This window comes from Nocardia mikamii NBRC 108933, assembly GCF_001613505.1.
Lineage (GTDB): Bacteria > Actinomycetota > Actinomycetes > Mycobacteriales > Mycobacteriaceae > Nocardia > Nocardia mikamii.
Genome location: NZ_BDCM01000015.1, coordinates 243,272 through 262,908 on the forward strand (window position 1 = coordinate 243,272; position 19,637 = coordinate 262,908).

Annotated in this window: 2 protein-coding genes; both read right to left on the reverse strand. The window is 71.5% G+C overall.

Translation table 11 applies throughout. The annotated features are described in order from the left end of the window. Positions 1-6 precede the first annotated feature (6 nt). Positions 7-15,531: a type I polyketide synthase gene (locus tag NMI01S_RS25815; protein WP_063001289.1), complete on the reverse strand. Its 15,525-nt coding sequence runs from the start codon at positions 15,529-15,531 to the stop codon at positions 7-9. 80 nt (positions 15,532-15,611) lie between these two features. Next, positions 15,612-19,619: an SDR family NAD(P)-dependent oxidoreductase gene (locus tag NMI01S_RS25820; protein WP_245717022.1), complete on the reverse strand. Its 4,008-nt coding sequence runs from the start codon at positions 19,617-19,619 to the stop codon at positions 15,612-15,614. Positions 19,620-19,637: the final 18 nt, after the last annotated feature.

The window sequence follows — 19,637 nt, forward strand, 5'->3', positions numbered from 1 at the left end:
GTGCCGTCAGCTGAGGTTGTCGATGAAGTCGAAGAGCTCGCGGTCGTCCGCGGCGTCGAGCGGGTCGTCGGCGTCGGCCCCGCCGTCGTCGAGCTCTCGGCTCAGCACCCGCAGCCGCTCGGCGAGCGCCGCGCGCTGATCCGCATCCAGTTCGGCGGCCGCACAGGCCCGGGCCAGTGCCTCCACCTCCGCGGTGAGGCGTTCGCCGGTCCGGTCGACGGGCGCGAGCTGGCTGCGCAGGTAGTCGGCCAATGCGACCGGGGTCGGATGGTCGAACATCGCGGTCGCCGGAACCTGCACGCCCACCGCGGTTTTCAGCCTGTTCCGGAACTCCATCACGCCCAGCGAATCGAATCCGGTGCGGCTGAACGGCCGCTGTGGCTCGACCTCGTCGGCGGTGTCGAGACCCAGCACCGCCGCGGCCTGTTCCCGAATCACCTCGACGATGACATCGATCTGTTCCGCGGGCGTGAGTCCGGCCAACCGTGCCATCACATTCGGGGTGGCCGTCCCCTGCCCGCCGCGCGGACGCGCCGGACCCGACAGTCCCCGCAGCACGGGCCGCAGCCGGCGCTCGTCGACCGCGGCGAGGGCGTTGCGGTCGATGCGGGCCGCCACGACCTGTGCGCGGCCGGTGACCAGCGCCGCATCGAACATCGCCATCGCCTCGGCCGCCGCCAGCGGCACGAAACCCTCGCGCTGCCACCTGGCCAGGTCCGCCGCGCTCAACGCCTCCGTCATCCCGGTGCTGTCCCGCCACGGCCCCCACGCCAGCGATGTGGCGGGCAGGCCCCGTACCTGCCGGTACTGGGCCAGGGCATCGGAAAACACGTTGGCCGCAGCGTAATTGGCCTGCCCCGCGCTGCCGATCACGCCGGCGATCGAGGAGTAGAGCACGAAGGCGGCCAGATCCAGCCGGCTGGTCGCCTCGTGCAGATTCCAGGCGGCGTCGACCTTCGGGCGCAGGACGGTGGCGAGCCGTTCCGGGGTCAGCGCGCTCAGCACACCGTCGGACAGCACACCGGCCGTGTGCACGACCGCCGTGAGCGGATGCTGCGCCGGAATCGCGGCCAGCAGCGCGCGCACCGCGTCCGGGTCGGCCGCATCGCAGGCCACGATGTCGACCGTGGCGCCGAGCGCGGTCAGTTCCGCGCGCACCCGATCGGCATCCGGCGCCGCCGGACCGCGCCGGCTCGCGAGCAGCAGCCGGCGCACCCCGTAGGTGGCGACCAGGTGCCGTGCGGCCACCACGCCCAGACCACCGGTGCCGCCGGTGATCAGCACGGTGCCCTCCGGATTCCACGGCGCCGGCAGGGTCAGCACGTTCTTGCCGACGTGCCGGGCCTGGCTGAGGTGACGGAACGCCTCCGGCGCCCGCTGCAAATCCCACGCGGTGAGCGGGGAATGCGTCAGCGTTCCCGCCGCGAAGAGCTCCACCAGGCTCCGCAGGATCTGCTGGAGTCGGTCGGGGGCCACGTCCATCAGCATGAAACCGTGGTAGTGCACGCCCGGATGCGCGGCCGCGACCTCGTCCGGATCGCGGCGATCGATCATGCCCATCTCCACGAATCGTCCGCCACGCGGCAGCAAACGCAGTGAGGCGTCGACGAATTCGCCGGCCAGCGAGTCGAGCACGATGTCCACGCCGGCTCCGCCGGTCTGCACGCGGAACTTCTCCTCGAACTCGAGGGTGCGGGAGTCGGCGATCTGCGCATCGTCGAAAGCCATGTCGCGCAGCACATTCCATTTCGCCCGGCTCGCGGTCACCAGCAGGCGCAGCCCCAGGTGCCGCGCGAGCTGGACGGCCGCCATGCCGACACCGCCGGTCGCGGCATGCAGGAGCAGAGTCTGCCCCGCCCGCGCTCCGGCGAGATCGACCAGGCCGTAATAGGCCGTCGCATACACCACCGGCACCGCGGCGGCCTGCGCGAACGTCCACTCCGCCGGCATCGGCGCCAGCAGCCGGTGATCGGTGACCGCCAGCGAACCGACCCCGGTGACGAAGCCGAAAACCCGGTCGCCGACGGCGAATTCGGTCACGTCCGCAGCCACCTCGGTCACCACTCCGGCACCCTCGCCGCCGAGGCCGGCGGTGGGATCGGGATAGGTTCCGAGCGCGACGAGCACATCCCGAAAGTTGAGTCCGACCGCCCGCATCCGGACCCGGACCTGGCCCGGCGCGAGCGGCGCGGCACTCGCCGGATCCGGGCGCAGACCGAAATTGTCGGCGGTGAGCGTGCCCTTGTCGTTCAGGGTCAGCGCCCACTCCTGGTGCGGTGCGGTCGTGCTCAGCAGGTCCGTACCGGCCAGCGGACCGTGCTCGGAGTGGGCCTCGCTGCGCAGTCTCGGGACGAACGCGGCGGAACCCCGCAGCGCGAGCTGCGGTTCGTCACCCGCCAGCGCGCTGACCGCGGCATCGCGATAGCCGTCCTGGAATTCGACGTCGACGATGCGCACCCGGTCCGGATACTCGCTCTGCGCGGTGCGCACCAGGCCCCAGACGGAGGCCGCGGCCGGATCCACCGATTCACCGGCATGGATCGCCACCGCCCGGGAGGTCACCACGACGAGGTCACGGTCCTGCGCCAACAATTCCTGCAACCGGGTGGTCGTCGCCGTGAGCACGTCTCGGGCCGACGCCGGGACGTCGGCGCCGGGCCGGGTGTCGATCCGGACGACGACCGCGCGACGGCTGCCGACGGTCACGGTTTCGTGGCTCTCGGCCGGCGACCAGATCACGTCGGGCACCGGCTGCGGATCGATCGCCACCCAGTCCACCGCATACCCGAGGCCGCCGGCGCGGCTCGCGGTCGCGGTGAGGACACGCAGCGTGAGAGCACCCACCTCGAGCACCGGCGTGCCGTCGGAGGCCATGAGCGACAGCGCGATTCGATCGGGCGCCGCATCCGACACCGCAGCACGTACCCGGACCGTCTCCCCGGCGACGGCGTGGAATACCACGTCCTCCCACGAGAACGGCACCACCAGACCGGATCCGCTGCCCGGCGCCTGCCCGGCCACCAGGAGCGCGTGCAGTGCGGCGTCCAGCAGGACCGGATGCACCCCGAACCGCGCGCCCACCACCCGCCCGGCCGACGGGAGCGCGAGTTCGGCGAACACCTCACCGTCACGCCGCCACAGGGCGGTCAGCCCCTGGAAGGCCGGGCCGTAGTCGTAGCCCTGGACACTCAGTTCCGCATAGGCATCGGTCAGCGGCACCGCGACCGCATCCACGGGCGGCCACGTTACGTCCACACCCGTTGCCGGAGCCGGATGCGGTTTCCCGAGTTCCGCGACGGTTGCCACCGCATGCCGGACCCACTCGGTCGGGCGCGAATCTCCCTGCGCCGCATCGGAGCCGGAAGCAGGATCGCGGGAATAGACCGATATCGTTCGTGCCCCGCCCTCGTCGGGACCGGTGGCCACCACACGCAATTCGACGCCGCCGGTCGCCGGAACGGACAACGGAGCCTCGAGCACCAACTCGGCCAGCCGCGGGCAGTCCAGCGATGCGCCGATATGGCCGATCAGATCCACGAACGCCGCACCGGGGAGCAGCGTCACACCGCCGACGGTGTGATCGGCCAGCCACTGCTGATCCTCCCGCGACAGCCGGCCCGTGAACACTACATCCGACGAGTCCGGAATCCGGACCGTCGCACCGAGCAGGGGATGGGCGGCCTCGTCGAGTCCGGAACGCCGGACATCAGCGGGCACGCTCGGCTGCAGCCAGTATCGCTGGTGCCGGAACCCATAGGTGGGCAACGCAACCCGGCGCACGGGGCGCTCGGCGAACAGTGCCGGCCAGTCCACGGACGTACCCACCACGTCCAGCCCGGCCAGGGCGGAGAGGAACTGGGTCGGCTCCGCAGTACCGCGCCGGGCCGTGGCCACCGTGGTCACCCGGGCCTCCACCGGCGTCTCGGCCAGGCATTCCCGCACCATCGCGGTGAGTGCGGCATCGGGACCGAGTTCGACGAACCGCCGCGCGCCCAGATCGACCGCGGTGGCGATACCGGGGGCGAACCGGACACAGGCGCGCACCTGATCGACCCAGTATTCGGGGTCGAGTATCTCCGCTCCCGCCTGCCTACCCGTCACCCCGGCCACCATCGGCACCCGCGGCTCGTGGTAGCTCAATCCCGCTGCCACCGTGCGGAATTCGTCCAGCATCGGTTCCATCAGTGCGGAATGGAAGGCATGGGAGACCCGCAGCCGCGAGATCCGCACACCGCGCCGGGTGAATTCCTCGGTGAGTTCGTCGATCGCCGTCGCCGCGCCGGACATCACCACCGACGCCGGGCCGTTCACCGCCGCCAGCGATACCCGCCCGGCATATCCGGCCAGCGCCGCCTGCGCCCCCTCCTCGTCGATCGCCGCCGCGAGCATCGCGCCGCCCGGCGGCAGCGCGCCCATCAACCGGCCCCGCGCCACCACCAGGGCACACGCGTCGGCCAGACTCCACACACCGGCGACATGGGCGGCCGCCAGCTCTCCGATCGAATGGCCGATCAGCACGTCCGGGGTGAGGCCGAACGACTCCAGCAACCGGTAGGTGGCCACCTCGAAGGCGAACAGTGCGGGCTGGGTGTATTCGGTCCGATCGAGCAGCTCGGCGTGACCCGGTTCGACCATCACCTCGCGCAGCGGGCGCCCGAGCAGTTCATCGATGTGCTCGCACACCTCGTCGAAAGCCGTTGCGAACACCGGGAACTCGCGGTACATCCGGGCGCCCATGCCCGACCGCTGCGCTCCCTGGCCGGTGAACAGGAAGGCGGTCTTCCCGGTCCCGACACTGCCCTCCAGCGCGCCCGGCGCCCCGGCGGCCACATCGGCCAGACCGGTCAGCAAGTCGTCGCGGCCGTATCCGACCACCGCCGCGCGCCGATCGAGGCGAGCACGCGTCGCGACGAGGGCGTGCGCGAGATCGCGGACATCGAGGTCCGGGTCGTCGCGCACCCACTGCCGCAACCGCTCCGCCTGAGCCCGCAGGCCCGCCGGCGAATTCGCCGAGAGCAGCCAGGCCAACGGCTCGGGCCGGACCGCGGCCGCCGCCGGCGCGGCGACCTCCGCCGGCGCCTCCTCGATGACCGCGTGCGCGTTGGTGCCGCTGACCCCGAACGAGGACACCCCGGCCCGGCGCACCCGTCCGCCGGACGGCCAGGGCTGCGCCTGCGACAGCAGTTCCACCGTTCCGGCCGACCAGTCCACATGCGGCGTCGGCGAATCGAGGTGCAGCGACTTCGGCAATGTCTCGTGCCGAAGCGCCTGCACCATCTTGATCACACCCGCGACACCCGCGGCCGCCACGGTGTGCCCGATATTCGATTTGATCGATCCGATGCGCAGCGGCTGGGAGCGATCGGCGCCGTAGGCGTTGATCAACGCCTGCGCCTCGATCGGATCGCCCAGGGCGGTCCCGGTGCCGTGTGCCTCGACAGCGTCCACATCGCTCGGCGTCAGGCCCGCATCCGCCAACGCCGCCGCGATCACCCGCTCCTGGGACGGACCGTTGGGGGCGGTCAGACCGTTCGACGCACCGTCCTGATTCACCGCCGTACCGCGGACCACCGCGAGCACCCGGTGGCCGAGCCTCCGCGCATCGGACAAGCGCTCGAGCACCAGCACCCCCACGCCCTCGGAGAAGGCGACACCGTCGGCGGTGGCGGCGAAGGATTTGCAGCGGCCGTCGGGCGAGAGCCCGCGCTGGCGAGCGAAATCGACGTAGAGATACGGACTGGCCGCCACGGTGACGCCAGTGGCCAGCGCCAGGGAGGTCTCGCCCTGTCGCAGCGCGCGGCACGCCTGATGCAGGGCGACCAGCGACGACGAGCACGCGGTGTCCACCGTGACCGCCGGACCCTCGAGACCGAAGACGTAGGAGACTCGCCCGGAGATCACGCTGTGCGTGGTACCGGTGAGGCGATAGCCCTCCAGCTCCCCGGTCACTCGGTCGAAATAGCCGGAATAGCAGGCTCCGGCGAACACACCGGTATCGGTGCCGCGCAGCGAGTTCGGATCGATACCCGCATCCTCGAACGCCTCCCAGACGGCTTCGAGCAGCAACCGCTGCTGGGGATCCATCGCCGCCGCCTCACTCGGTCCGATACCGAAGAATCCAGCGTCGAATTCCGCTGCGCCGGTGAGGAATCCACCGCGACAGGTGTACACGGTGCCGGGCTTGTCCGGATCCGGGTCGATCAGCCGTTCCAGATCCCACCCGCGATCGGAGGGGAAATCGCCGGTCGCATCGGTTCCCGCGGCGAGCAGCCGCCACAACTCCTCGGGCGAGGCGGCGCCGGGGAGCCGGCAGCTCATGCCGACGATCGCGATCGGCTCGTCCGTCCGCTTCCGCCGGACCACCTGATTCGCGGGTGCGGTCGCGGGCGCCGGAGCGACCCGCGAGCGAATCAGCGCCGCCACCGCCGCGACCGTCGGGTGATCGAAAACCAGGGTGGAGGGCAGCTGCAGACCGGTGGCCTCGGCCAGCCGATTGCGGAATTCCACACCGCCCAGCGAATCGAAGCCGATCTCGTCGAAGCGCTGGTCGGGGCGGATGTCATCGGGTGAATCGTGGCCGAGGACCGCGGCCGCCTGGGCGAGAACGACATCCAGGACGACCTCCCCGTGGCGCGCCGGGGGCACCTCGGCCAGCCGCGCGCTCAGCGCACCCGCCGCCGACGCCTGCCGACGTTCCGTGGCGACCGGCGTGCGCGGGAGGAAGCCGCGCAGCACCGCCGGCACCGCGGCGTCACTCGATTCGCGGCGCAGTGCGGTCGGGTCGAATCGCAGCGGTGCCACCGCCGGATGTCCGGCGGCCAGCGCCGCGTCGAACAGCCGCAGTCCCTCCTCGCCACCGAGCTGCCCCAGCCCCATCCGGTCCCAGCGGGCCAGCGCTGCCTGGTTCAGACCGCCGGTCATACCGCTGCCCTGATCCCACGGCCCCCACGCCAACGCGATACCGGGCAGCCCAGCCGCCCGCCGGCGAACCATCAGGGCGTCCAGATAACCGTTGCCGGCGGCGTAGTTGCCCTGACCGGACGAGCCGAGCAGGGCCGCGACCGACGAGAACACCACGAATGCCGAGACCGCGCGATCCCGCGTCGCCTCGTGCAGGTTCCAGGCGCCACGCACCTTCGGCGCCAGCACCCGATCGACCTGCTCGGCGGTGAGATTCTGCACCGTGCCGTCGTCGAGGACGCCGGCGGCGTGCACGATCGCGATCGGACCGGTGCCCAGCTCGGCGACGACGTCGCGCACGGCGGCCGCATCCGCCACATCGCAGGCGACGACGCGCACCTGCGCCCCGGCCCGCTCGAGGTCGGCGGCGAGTTCCGCCGCACCGGGCGCGGTGGCTCCGCGACGCGACGTCAGCACCAGCCGGCGCGCGCCGTGGACCTCCACCAGATGACGCGCTACCAGCGCGCCGAGTCCCCCGGTGCCGCCGGTCACCAGCACCGTCTCCGCGTCGAAAGACGGTGTGGGCGTGGCCGATTCGATGTCCATACGCATCAGTCTCGGCACCAGTACCGCGGAGTCGCGGACGGCGACCTGCGGTTCACCGCTGCGCAACGCGGCGTCGAGTCGCTCCCGATCCAGAGGACGAGCCGGGTCCTGGTCCACGAGGACGAAACGGCCCGGGTGTTCGCTCTGCGCACTGCGGACGAGTCCCGCGACCGCCGCGGCCACCGGAGCCACTGCCTCCCCGTCACGGCCCGAACCGCCCGTGACGACCACGACCAGCGTCGAATCCGCCAGTGCCGGTTCGGCCAACCAGGCGGTGAGCGTCGCGAGGGTGTGCCGCACCCGCTCGCCCACCGCGGCGGGCTCGTCCGTCGCCGCGGCGCCCGGAGCATCGGCGCGCCACACCACCACATCCGGCCGCGGTCCGGCCGACAGCTCGGCCGGCGACGATCCCTGGGCGCCGATGCCCGCGATGATGGTGTCGCCGAGCAGCGCCAGGGCCGGGGCGCCGATATCGGCGCGGGCGGTGGCGTCGACCCAGCCGAGCCGGTACAGCGCGGCCTGGTCCCGGACCAGCGTGCGGCGGAACTCCTTGACGTCGTAGGGACGCATCACCACGGCGTCGACCGACACGATGGGATTGCCGTCGGGATCCACGGTCGCCACCGACACCGTTTCCGCACCGGTGGCGATGGCGATCACTCGCAGCGAGGTCACTTCGGCCGGCCATTCGCCGGGGCTCTTGTGCAACCGGGCCCCGCCCCACCGGAACAGCAGCCGACCGGCGTCGGGATCGACATCCAGTTCCCGCCATGCCAATTGGGCCAGCCCGCTGTGCATCACCAGATCGAGCAGGGCCGGATGCAGGTCGTGGCGCCGCACCTCGGTGGCCGCGTCGGTGTCGAGCGCGATCTCGGAGAACACCGTCCCGTCACGATGCCATGCCGCCCGCACGCCGAGGAAGGCCGGCCCGTACTCCAGCCCCGACCCCTTCGCGATCTGTGCGGGTATCCAGGCGGGGTCGATGGGCTCGGCATCGACCGGCGGCCAGGTTTCCGCACGCAGCTGCGTCAGCAGGCCGGAATCGCCGTCCCACCGCTCGGCCAGTGCGCCGGTGGCGTTGTGCACCCACTCGCCGTCCGCGCCGGACCGGAAGTAGAACTCGAATTGCCGCAGCCCGCTCGGGTCCGCGGCGCGCACCAGCACCTGGAGTTCGATATCGGCGGTGGCGGTCGGCAGGATCGGGGCCTGCAGGGTGAGTTCCTCGACCACGCCGCAACCGATGCGTTCGCCGGCCACCAGCAGGAATTCGACGAGGGTCGCGCTGGGGACCACCACGACGCCGTAGGTCATGTGATCGGCGATCCATGGGTGGGTGCGCAGCGAGAAGCGTCCGGTGAACAACCATTCGTCGGAGCCGGCCAGCGGCAGCACCCCGGTCAGAATCGGATGGTCGGTGGCGGCGTCGGCCGCACGGGGCTGCAACCAGAAACGACGATGTTGGAATGCATAGGTGGGCAACGGAATTCGCTGCGGCGCCCGCCCGGCGATCAGCGGCTGCCAGTGCACGCCCACTCCGGCGGTGTGCAGCTGCGCCAGCGCCGTGACCACCTGCGTGACCTCGTCGGTGGCCCGGCGGGCGGCCGCGGCCACCGTGCACCCGGCTTCCAGGTCCGCCGACAGGCACCGGCGGGTCAGCGCCGCCAGCACGGCGTCCGGTCCGATCTCGAGGAAGTTCCGCACTCCCGACGCGGCGGCTGCTTCGATACCCGGGGCGAATCGGACGGTGCTACGCACCTGCTCGACCCAGTACTCCGGCTCGGTCACGTCCGCGGCGGACTCGCCCGTCCCCGTGGCGATCAGGGGAATCCGTGGCGGGTGATAGTCGATCCCGGCTGCGACGGAACGGAATTCGTCGAGCATCGGATCCATCCGAGCGGAATGGAACGCATGGCTGACCCGGAGCCGGGTGGTCTTCACCCCGTCGGCGGCCGATCGCCGTTCGACCTCGGCGATGGCCTCGGTATCACCGGACAGCACCGTGGACGACGGATCGTTCAGGGCGGCGAGCGACACCCGATCGCCGACGCCCTCGAGCAGCGTCCGCGCGCGCACCGCATCGACGGCCACCGCGAGCATCGCCCCGCCCGGCGGGAGCGCCCCCATCAGCCGGCCGCGGGCCGCGACCAGGGCGCAGGCATCCGAGAGCGACCACACCCCGGCCACATGCGCCGCGGCGAGTTCGCCGATCGAATGCCCGATCAGCACATCCGGTGTGACACCGAAGGATTCGACCAGGCGGTACAGCGCCACTTCGAACGCGAACAAGGCCGGCTGGGTGAATTCGGTACGATCCAGGACCCCGCCGGGATCGTCGAACATCACGGTGCGCAGCGAAAAACCCAGCAGCGCATCGAATTCCGCGCACACCCGGTCGAGGGCGGCGGCAAAGGCCGGGAACGTCCGGGCGAGTTCGGCGCCCATTCCGGCTCGCTGCGCGCCCTGTCCGGTGAACAGGAAGGCGGTCGTGCCCGCATGCACCCGGCCGGAGACGATCGCCGGCCCCTCGCCCGCGGCGGCGACCTCGGCCAACGCGGTCAGGAGGTCGTCGCGGCGGGTCCCGAGGACGACGGCGCGGTGCGGAAGCTGCGACCGGGTCGCATACAGCGAGTGCGCGACGCTCGGCAGATGCACTTCGGGCCGGTCGGACAACCACTGCCGCAACCGATTCGCCTGGGCGCGAAGCGCTTCGGCCGATTTCGCCGACACCATCAGCGGCACGAGATCGGGGGCAGCGTCCGGCGCCACCGACTCGTCGGTGGTCACGCGGTCCGCCGGGGCCGGCGCCTCCTCGAGAATCAGGTGCGCGTTGGTGCCGCTGATGCCGAACGAGGACACGGCCGCGCGCCGCGGCCGGTCACCCGCCGGCCACGCCATCGGCTCGGTCAGCAACTCGACCGCGCCCGCCGACCAATCCACATGCGGGCTGGGCGCGTCGATGTGCAGTGACTTGGGCAACATCTCGTGTCGCAGCGCCTGCACCATCTTGATGACGCCACCGACCCCCGCCGCGGCGACGGCGTGGCCGATATTCGACTTGATCGATCCGATCCGCAACGGCTGCGCCCGATCCTGCCCGTAGGCGTTGATCAGCGCCTGCGCCTCGATCGGATCGCCCAGTGCGGTACCGGTGCCGTGTGCCTCGACCGCATCGATATCCACCGGCCGCAGGCCCGCGTCCGCGAGTGCGGCGGCGATCACCCGCTGCTGCGAGGGGCCGTTCGGTGCGGTCAACCCGTTCGATGCGCCGTCCTGATTGATCGCGCTGCCGCGGATCACCGCCAGGACTCGATGCCCGGCGCGCTGCGCGTCCGACAGCCGCTGCACGGCCAGCACACCGACGCCCTCGGCCCAGGTGACACCGTCGGCGGCGGCGGAGAACGGTTTGCACCGGCCGTCCGCCGCCAGTCCGCGCTGCCGGGCGAAGTCGACGAACAACGCCGGACTCACGGCGATGCTCACACCACCGGCCAAGACCAGCGACGCCTCTCCGCGCCGCAGCGCTTGGCAGGCCAGATGCAAGGCCACCAGCGAAGACGAGCAGGCGGTGTCCACGGTGACCGCGGGCCCTTCGAGGCCGAGCAGATAGGCGACCCGGCCGGAGATCACGCTCTGCGACGTCCCGGTCAGCCGGAAACCTTCGTATTCGCCGGCCACCGCGCGGGAATATCCGGAGCCGCTGGCGCCGACGAACACACCGGTGTCGGTGCCACGCAGCAAGGCCGGATCGATACCGGCATCCTCGAGCGCCTCCCAGGCGACTTCGAGCATCAACCGCTGCTGCGGATCCATCGCCGCGGCCTCGCGCGGCCCGATGCCGAAGAAGGCCGCGTCGAAATCCGCCGCACCGGTGAGGAAGCCGCCTTCGCGGCTGTAGACCGTGCCCGGCTTGTCGGGGTCCGGATCGAAGAGTCGCTCGAGGTCCCAGCCGCGATCGGTCGGGAAGCCGGAAATGGCGTCGCGCCCTTCGGCAACGAGATCCCACAGCTGTTGCGCCGATCCGACCGCACCGGGGAAGCGACAGCCGATACCGACGATCGCGATCGGTTCGTCCGACCGGCTGCGACGCGCGGACCGCACGGCGGTCGGGGCGGTCCCCTCCAGCCGCGACCGGATCAGCCGCATCACCGCGCGCGGCGTCGGGTGATCGAATACCAGCGTGGTCGGTAGGTCGACACCGGCCGCTCGGACCAGCCGGTTCCGAAGTTGTTGTCCGCTCAGCGAATCGAAACCGAAATCGGTGAACGGCTGATCCGGATCGATGGCGTCGACCGAATCGTGCCCGACCACTCCGGCGGCATGGTCACGCACCATCGCGAGGACCAGCACATCCCGTTCCGCGTCCGGCGCGGCCAGGACCCTGGCCGCCAGCGACCCGGCGGAAACGCTCCGGCGGCGCGGCGTGGGAGCGACCGCGGCGGCCGGTGCTCCGGCGATCTCGACCGGCCGCAGCGATACCGACCGGATGGTCAGGACCGGGAGGCCCGCCTCGTCGAAGGCCGACACCCGAACGGTGGCAGTGTCGGTTCGCTCGACGCGGACCCGCACCGCGGCCGCCGCCCGATGCAGGCGGATATCGGTGTAGGCCACCGGCAGGACGAGCGACTGCTCGGCGGCGCTGGCCGCGCCCTCGGCCAGCCGATCGATCGCGGGATGCAGCAGCGCATCGGCCAGGGCGGGATGAATCCCGAACGGCGCGATCTCCTCGGCGGGCGACGATTCGAGGGACACCTCGGCGTACACCTCGTGCCCACGCTGCCAGGCCGCCGTGACGCCCTGCCAGATCGGGCCGTACCCGAGTCCGCGTGCGGCGAGACGATCGTAGAGATCGCTCACCGCCAGCTCTTCGGCCGCCGCGGGTGGCCAGTCACCGTCGACCGGCTGCGGCTGCGCACCGTCCTCCGGCGCCAGCGCGCCCGTCGCGAAAGGCACCCAGGGACCGACGCTTTCGGCGTCGGCCACCGTCGCGGCGGACACGGTGAACCGGCGCAGACCATCGTCGTCGGGTGCGGAGACGAGCACCTGGACGTCCACCGTCTCCGCCACCTCGGGCAACGGGGTCTCGAGTCGCAGTTCGGCGACGGCGCCGGCGCCCACTCTCCCGGCAGTGGCCAGAGCCAGTTCCAGCAGGACGGCCGGAGACAACACGCCGCTGCCCGATGCCGAGAATTCGGCGAGCCAGGGATGGGCGGCCCGGGTGAGACGTCCGGTGAACAACCATTCGTCCCGCCCGGCCACCGATACCGCGGCGGCCAGGATCGGATGATCCGAACGGATCAGGCCGGCCCGGCTCACATCGCCGGCGGCCGCGACGCTCGCCGCGTCGGGAGACCACCACCGCCGGCGGTCGAAGGCATAGGTGGGTAGATCGATCCGCCCGCCGGTCCCGCCCAGGACGCCGGCCGGCACCTCGATTCCGGCACAGACGGCCCGGGCCACCGCGGCGCGGAAATGCCGGGCCTCGCCGTGCCCGCGTTCCAGGGTGGTGAGGATGGCGACCCGATCGGCGAAACCGATCGATTCGGCGGTCAGCCCCATCGCCATCGCGACCACCGGATGCGGGCTCATCTCGATGAAACCCGTCGTGCCCGACCGCATCAGCGCCTCGACCGACTCGGCGAAGCGGACCGGCTCACGCAACGACCGGTACCAGTACTCGGCGTCCAGGGTCGAGGTGTCGAGGTAGTCGGCGATCACCGTGGAGAAGAACGGAATCGAGCTGCGCCGGGGCCGGATCGACGCCAGTTCGGCGAGCAGCCGCTCCCGCACCACCTCGGTGAGTTTCGAATGGCCGGCCCACGCGGCGGGCACGATCCGGGCCCAGACGCCTCGGTCGGCACACCGGCCGACGAACTCCTGGACCGCTTCGATCTCGCCGGAGACGACGGTCTGGGTGGGACCGTTGATCGCGGCCAGCGACAGCCGATCACCGAACGGCAGCAGCATGTCCCGCACCGCGTCCGGGTGCAGTCCGACCGCGGCCATCCCGCCGCGGTCGCCGAGCAGCTCCGCGCCGGCCCGCGAGCGCAAGGCGATCACGCGCGCGCCGTCCGACAGCGACAGCGCGCCGACCACGACGGCCGCGGCGACCTCACCCTGTGAATGTCCGACAACCACATCGGGTTCCACACCCCGGGACCGCCACAACCGCGCGAGCGACACCATCATGGCGAACAGCGCCGGCTGCACCACATCGACGCGTTCGAAGTCCGACAGGTCGGATTCGCCGCGCAGCACCTCGGTCAGCGACCACTCGACGAACGGGGCCAGGGCGGCCTCGCATTCGGCGACAGCGGCGGCGAAAACCGGTTCGGTGGCGAGCAATCCGGCCGCCATGGCCCGCCACTGACTGCCCTGCCCCGGGAAGACGAAGGCTACGTTGCGCGGAGCCGCTCGGCCCGAAACCACTGCGAGACCGGCGGTTTCGCTGCCGTCGTGGTCGAGCGCGGACCCTCCCGACCAGTCGATACGGCCGGCGAGCCGGTCCAGCCCGGCACGCAGATCCCCTGCCCCGGCGCCGACGACCGCGCCGCGCCATTCCAGCCGGGTTCGGGTGTGCGCCAGCGACCAGGCGATATCCGCGGGATCGGCGTCGGGATGTGCCGCCGACCAGTCGCTCAACCGAGCCGCTTGCGCGCGCAACGCCGCCTCGGTCCGGGCGGAGATCAGCCAGATCGAGTCTTCGGTCGCGGTCCCGGCATCGGTGACCGCGGTCGCGCCGCCGGATCGTTCGCCCGACTCCACGGACGACTCGGCCGACACCACCGGCGCCTGCTCGAGGACGACGTGCACATTGGTGCCGCCCATTCCGAACGCCGACACCGCGGCCCGGCACAGCGCCGCCTGCGGCCACCCACGCCGCTCGGTGACCACCTCCAGCCCCCGATCCGTCAGGGCGATACGGGGATTCGGCCGTCGGAAGTGCAGGCTCGGCACGAGCTCCCGCTGCCGCAGGCACAAGACGGTCTTGATCAGGCCGGCGATGCCCGCGGCACCCTCGAGGTGACCGATGTTGGTTTTGACCGATCCGACCGCGAGCACACCGCCCACGGGGCGGCCGGAGCCGTAGGTGTCGCCCAGCGCCGCGGCCTCGACCGGATCCCCCGCGGGCGTACCGGTACCGTGCAATTCGACGTACTGCACCGATTCCGGTGCCACCTCGGCGGCGGCCAAGGCCGATCGGATCACCGAAATCTGCGCGTCCGCGCTGGGCGCGCTGAGGACTTTGCGTTCGTTTCCGTTGTTGACCGAACTGCCCCGGATGACCGCGTGCACCCGATCGCCGTCGGCCAGTGCCGCCGCCAGCGGCTTGAGAACGATGAGGCCGCCACCTTCGCCGCGGACGATGCCGTCCGCACGTTCGTCGAAGGTACGGCACCGGCCGGTCGGCGAGTGCGCGCCGAACTGCTCGATCCGCTCGCCGCTGAGCGGCGACAGAATCAGATTGATCCCGCCGGCCAACGCCACATCGCATTCACCGCTGCGCAGCGCCTCGGCGGCCAGGTGCACGGCCAGCAGCGACGACGACTGCCCGCTGTCGACGACCAGGCTCGGTCCGGTGAACCCGTAGTGGTTGGAGATCCGGTTGGCGAGTACACCGCGCCCCACGGCCCACAGCGAATGCCGGCCGACACCGGGCTTACCTTGCGCGGCAACGAGTTCGGCGAAGTCGGTTCCGGTACTGCCCAGGAAGACACCGGCCCGCAGGCCGGCGGCATCCGGGTATCCGGCGTCCTCCAGCGCTTCCCAGCTCAATTCGAGTCCGAGCAGCTGCTGCGGGTCGAGTGCCCGGGCCTCGTTCGGCGGCACGCCGAAGAATTCGGCGTCGAATTCCGTTGCCGAATCGAGAAATCCGGCGATCTCGTCGATTCCCGGCCGGTCCGCGGGCGCGACGCCGACCGCGTCCCGCCCCTCGGTGAGCAACGCCCAGAAGGCGTCGAGATCACGAGCCCCCGGCATCCTGCACGACATTCCGACGATCGCGATGTCGTTCGCCCGTTCGACCATGGAAATTCCTCTGTCCAGCTTGTTCGTTGCTCTGTGCCGCTGTGGCGTCTGCCGTGGTGTCATCGGTCGCCGTCCCGCCGTCACAGCTCGGCCAGCCAGTGCCGGATCACTGCGGCGGCGCGGGCCGATGCCGTGGCGATGATCGAGAAGTGATCGGCGTCGATCTCGACCGTGGTGCCGGTGTGCAGCCAAGCCGGGACCGGCTCGGCGAGATCCACGCCGGGCAACTGCCGGGTAGCGCGCAGATCGAGGGTCGGCGCGGTGATCGGCGCCCGGCCGCGCTGGTCGAACAGTTCGGCGTACTTCGCCATCGCGACCAGGCCGTGGTCGCCGATCTCGGTGACGCCGTCGGCCAGGCCGATCACCGATTCGACGGCGCTGATCAGGACGCGCCGATTCTGCTCGCCGTCGTCCGGGCAATAGGTGTCGAGCAGGACGACCGCCGCGGGCGCCGCCCCGGTCTGCTCGAGCCGATGCGCCACCGCGTGCGCGATCGCGCCGCCCGCCGAATAGCCGAGGAGGACGACCTCGTCACCGGCGCCGCGGGCGGCCGCGGCCAGCTGATCGATCAGAACGTCCCAGGTCGCAGGCAGCGCCTCGCCGGGTACGGTGCCCGGCAGCCGCAGTGCGGTGATCGGGCCGTCCGTGCCGAGTTCGCGGGCCAGCCCGGCGAATTGGTGCGGTCCGGTGCCCACGACGAAGGACGGGATGCACACGAGTGCGGGCCCGCCGGTGCCGCGTCGCAACGGAATCGGGGCCGGAGCGCCGTCGGCCGTCTCGACGGTGTCGACCAGAGCCGCGCTTGCGAGCAACATCGGTATCGCATCCTCGACCCGGCCGCGCCGGTGGGCCGCGAGGACCAACTCGGTCAGCCCGCCGCGAACTCCCGTCGCGGTAGGCACCGCGGGACGGACTTCCGCCACGACGTCGGCCCCCGGTACCGGTCTCGGCGGGGAATCGGGTGCGGAATCCGTTTCGGCAGCAATAATTTTCGTGATGCGGGTCCCCAAGTAGTCGGCCAATTCGGTCGCCGTCGGATAGTCGAAGACCAGCGTGGACGGGAGCGTGAGCCCGGTGGCCCGGGCGAGCCGGTTGCGGAATTCCACGCCGGCGAGGGAGTCGAATCCCAGTTCGGTGAACGGGGCGTGCGGATCGATGCGATCACCGGAGCCGTGCCCGAGACTGGCGGCGACGTGCTCGCGCACCGCGGCGAGAACGAGATCCGCGCGTTCCGCTTCCGCCGCCACCGACAGTTGCTGTGCCAGGGTGCGGGTGGCAGCACGGCGTGGGCCGGCCGGAACCAGGGCGCTCAGTACCGCGGGGAGCGTGCCCGCCCGTGCCTGCGCCGCCAGCGCGGCGGTATCGAATCGCACCGCCAAGGTGGCGGGCGCACCCCCGGCGATCGCGGTGTCGAACAGCGGCATCGCATAGTCCACATCGAGGGGGACCATCCCCTCGCGGCGCAGTCGCGCCAGATCCGCGGCGGTCAGGGTACTGGTCATCCCGGTGTCGGCGCTCCAGGTCCCCCAGGCCAGTGCGGTGGCGGGCAGGCCGTCGCGACGGCGCTGCTCGGCGAGCGCGTCCAGGAACGCATTCGCCGCGGCGTAATTCGCCTGTCCGGGACTGCCCACCGTTCCCGCGAACGAGGAAAAGAGGACGAACATCGTCAGCGGCATCGCGGCGGTCGCCTCGTGCAGATGCCACGCCGCATCCACCTTGGGGCCCAACACCTTCGCCAGGCGCTGCGGAGTCATGCCCGCCAGCAATCCGTCGTCAAGCACGCCCGCGGCATGGACCACACCGGTCAGCGGATGTTCGGGCGGGATGGTCGCCAGCGCCGCGTCCAGCGCCTGCCGGTCGCCGACGTCACACGCGGTGACCTCCACCTGCGCTCCGAGCGCCGACAGGTCGCCCACCAGCTCGCGGACACCAGGAGTGTCCGCACCGCGGCGACCGATCAGCAGCAGCCGGCGAATCCCGTACGTCACCACCAGATGCCGGGCGACAAGGGCGCCCAAGCCGCCGGTGCCGCCGGTGATCAGGACGGTGCCCGCGGGGTCCGGTCGCACCGCGACGGTTGCGCTCCGGGCGGGCGCGGGCACCACGCGCGGGACGTGCACAGCGCCGTCGCGCCAGGCCAGATGCGGTTCGCCCGCAACGGCCAGCGACGCCGCGACGGCCGGGTGGTGATCCTGGCCGCGGGCCACATCGACCACCATGATGCGGCCCGGATATTCGTGCGCCGCGCTCCGCACCAGGCCCGCCGCCGCGGCCGCGACGAGGTCCACCGGCGATCCGGATTCGACGGCCGCCGCGCGTTCCGTGACGACGACGACCCGGTCGTAGCGGGACAGCAGGTCAGGAATATCGGCCGCCAATCGGGTGAGCCGGGCGAGCACCGCGACCGGCGGCCGCTCGGTCTCCGGCGCGGCCACGGGGCCGAGCACCGCGACCGTTTCCCCGGCGGCGGCCACCGTTTCCACGGATCCGGCCGTCGACCACATCGCCGCACCGGCGCTCGACGGCGAGGCGAGCCGAACCCAGTCGATGCGATAGCCGGGGCGGCCGGCCCGAGTCTCACGCAGCGTGTCGATCGGGATCGGACGCATCGTCAGCGCGCCGACCGTCACCACGGGACGATCATGAATATCGGTGAGCTGCACGGTGACTCGCCGGCTGTCGGCCCCGGCGTCCGCCGCGGCGGGGACGACCCGAACCCGGACCGCGTCGGCGCCCACCGCGTGCAGCTCGACGTCCTCCCACGAGTAGGGAACGAAGATCTCGTCGGCGCCCGGGTCGCGACCGGCGTCGACGAACCGGATCGCGTGCAACGCCGCGTCCAGCAGCGCCGGATGGATGCCGAAGCGGTCGGCCGAAACATGGTCGTTCTCGGGCAGATTCACCTCGGCGAAGACGGCGTCGGCACCGGTCCACACCGCGGTGAGCCCGCGGAACAGCGGACCGTGACCGTATCCGTGTGCGGACAGCTCGGCGTACATCGCGCCGATGTCGACGGGCCGCGTGTCCGCCGGCGGCCAGGCATCCGGCGCCACGGTGGCCACCGGCGCCGTGGCGCCTCCGGCTGTCAGTGTCCCGGTCGCGTGCCTGCTCCACTCGGCGTCCGGGTCGCCGCCGCGGCGCGAATACACCGCGAGGCCACGCGTTCCGGCGGCATCCGGTCCCTCGGCGACGACCCGCAGGTCCACCGCGGCGTCAGCGGGGATCACCAGGGGCGTGGTGACGATCAACTCGCCGAGTCGCGGGGTACCGGCCAGTGCCCCGAGGTGCAGAGCCAGGTCGGTGAAGGCGGTGCCGGGCAGCACCACGGCGCCGCCGATCATGTGGTCACCCAACCAGGAATGGCTGCGCAGGGACAGGCTGCCGGTGCCGATCACGGCATCGGATCCGGGCAACCGGACCGACGCGCTCAGCAGCGGATGGTCGACCTCGTCCAAACCGGAGTGCTGCGGGCCGGCGGTGCTGGGCGTGACGGGAAGCCAGTAGCTCTCGTGCTGGAAGGCGTAGGTGGGCAATGCAATTCGCCGGGCAGACCGATAGCCGGGCAGCCCGCGCCAGTCCACCGCGATCCCCGCGATATGGGCCTGCGCCAGTGCCGTGACGAGGTGTATGGGGGCCGAACCGCTGCGACGGCCGGTGGCGACAGTCAGCCGGTTCGGATCCGGGTCCTCGTCGAGGCAGCGGCGAGTCAGCGCCGTCAACACCGCATCCGGTCCGATTTCGATGAATCGTCCGACACCGCTGTCGCGCATCGTCGCTATCGCGTCGGCGAACCGCACAGTACCGCGCATCTGCGCGACCCAATAGTCGGGATCGGTGAATCGCTCGCCGATCGCACCGTCCAGGTTGGACACGATGGGCAGCAGCGGCTCCCGGTACTCGACTCGGCCTACGGCCGAGCGGAACTCGTCCAGCACCGGATCCAGCCGCGCCGAGTGGAACGCATGGCTCACCGAAAGTCGCGATGTCTTGCGGCCACGCTCGGACAGCATGCGCTGTACCTCGTCGACCGCATCGGCGTCACCGGACAGCACCACCGAATCGGGGGCATTGACCGCTGCGATCGTCAAGCGCGTACCGAATTCGGT

Bases quoted from the DNA above. Each gene is read 5' to 3' on its own strand.
- NMI01S_RS25815 (WP_063001289.1), bottom strand. From the start codon at position 15,531: ATGGTCGAACGGGCGAACGACATCGCGATCGTCGGAATGTCGTGCAGG.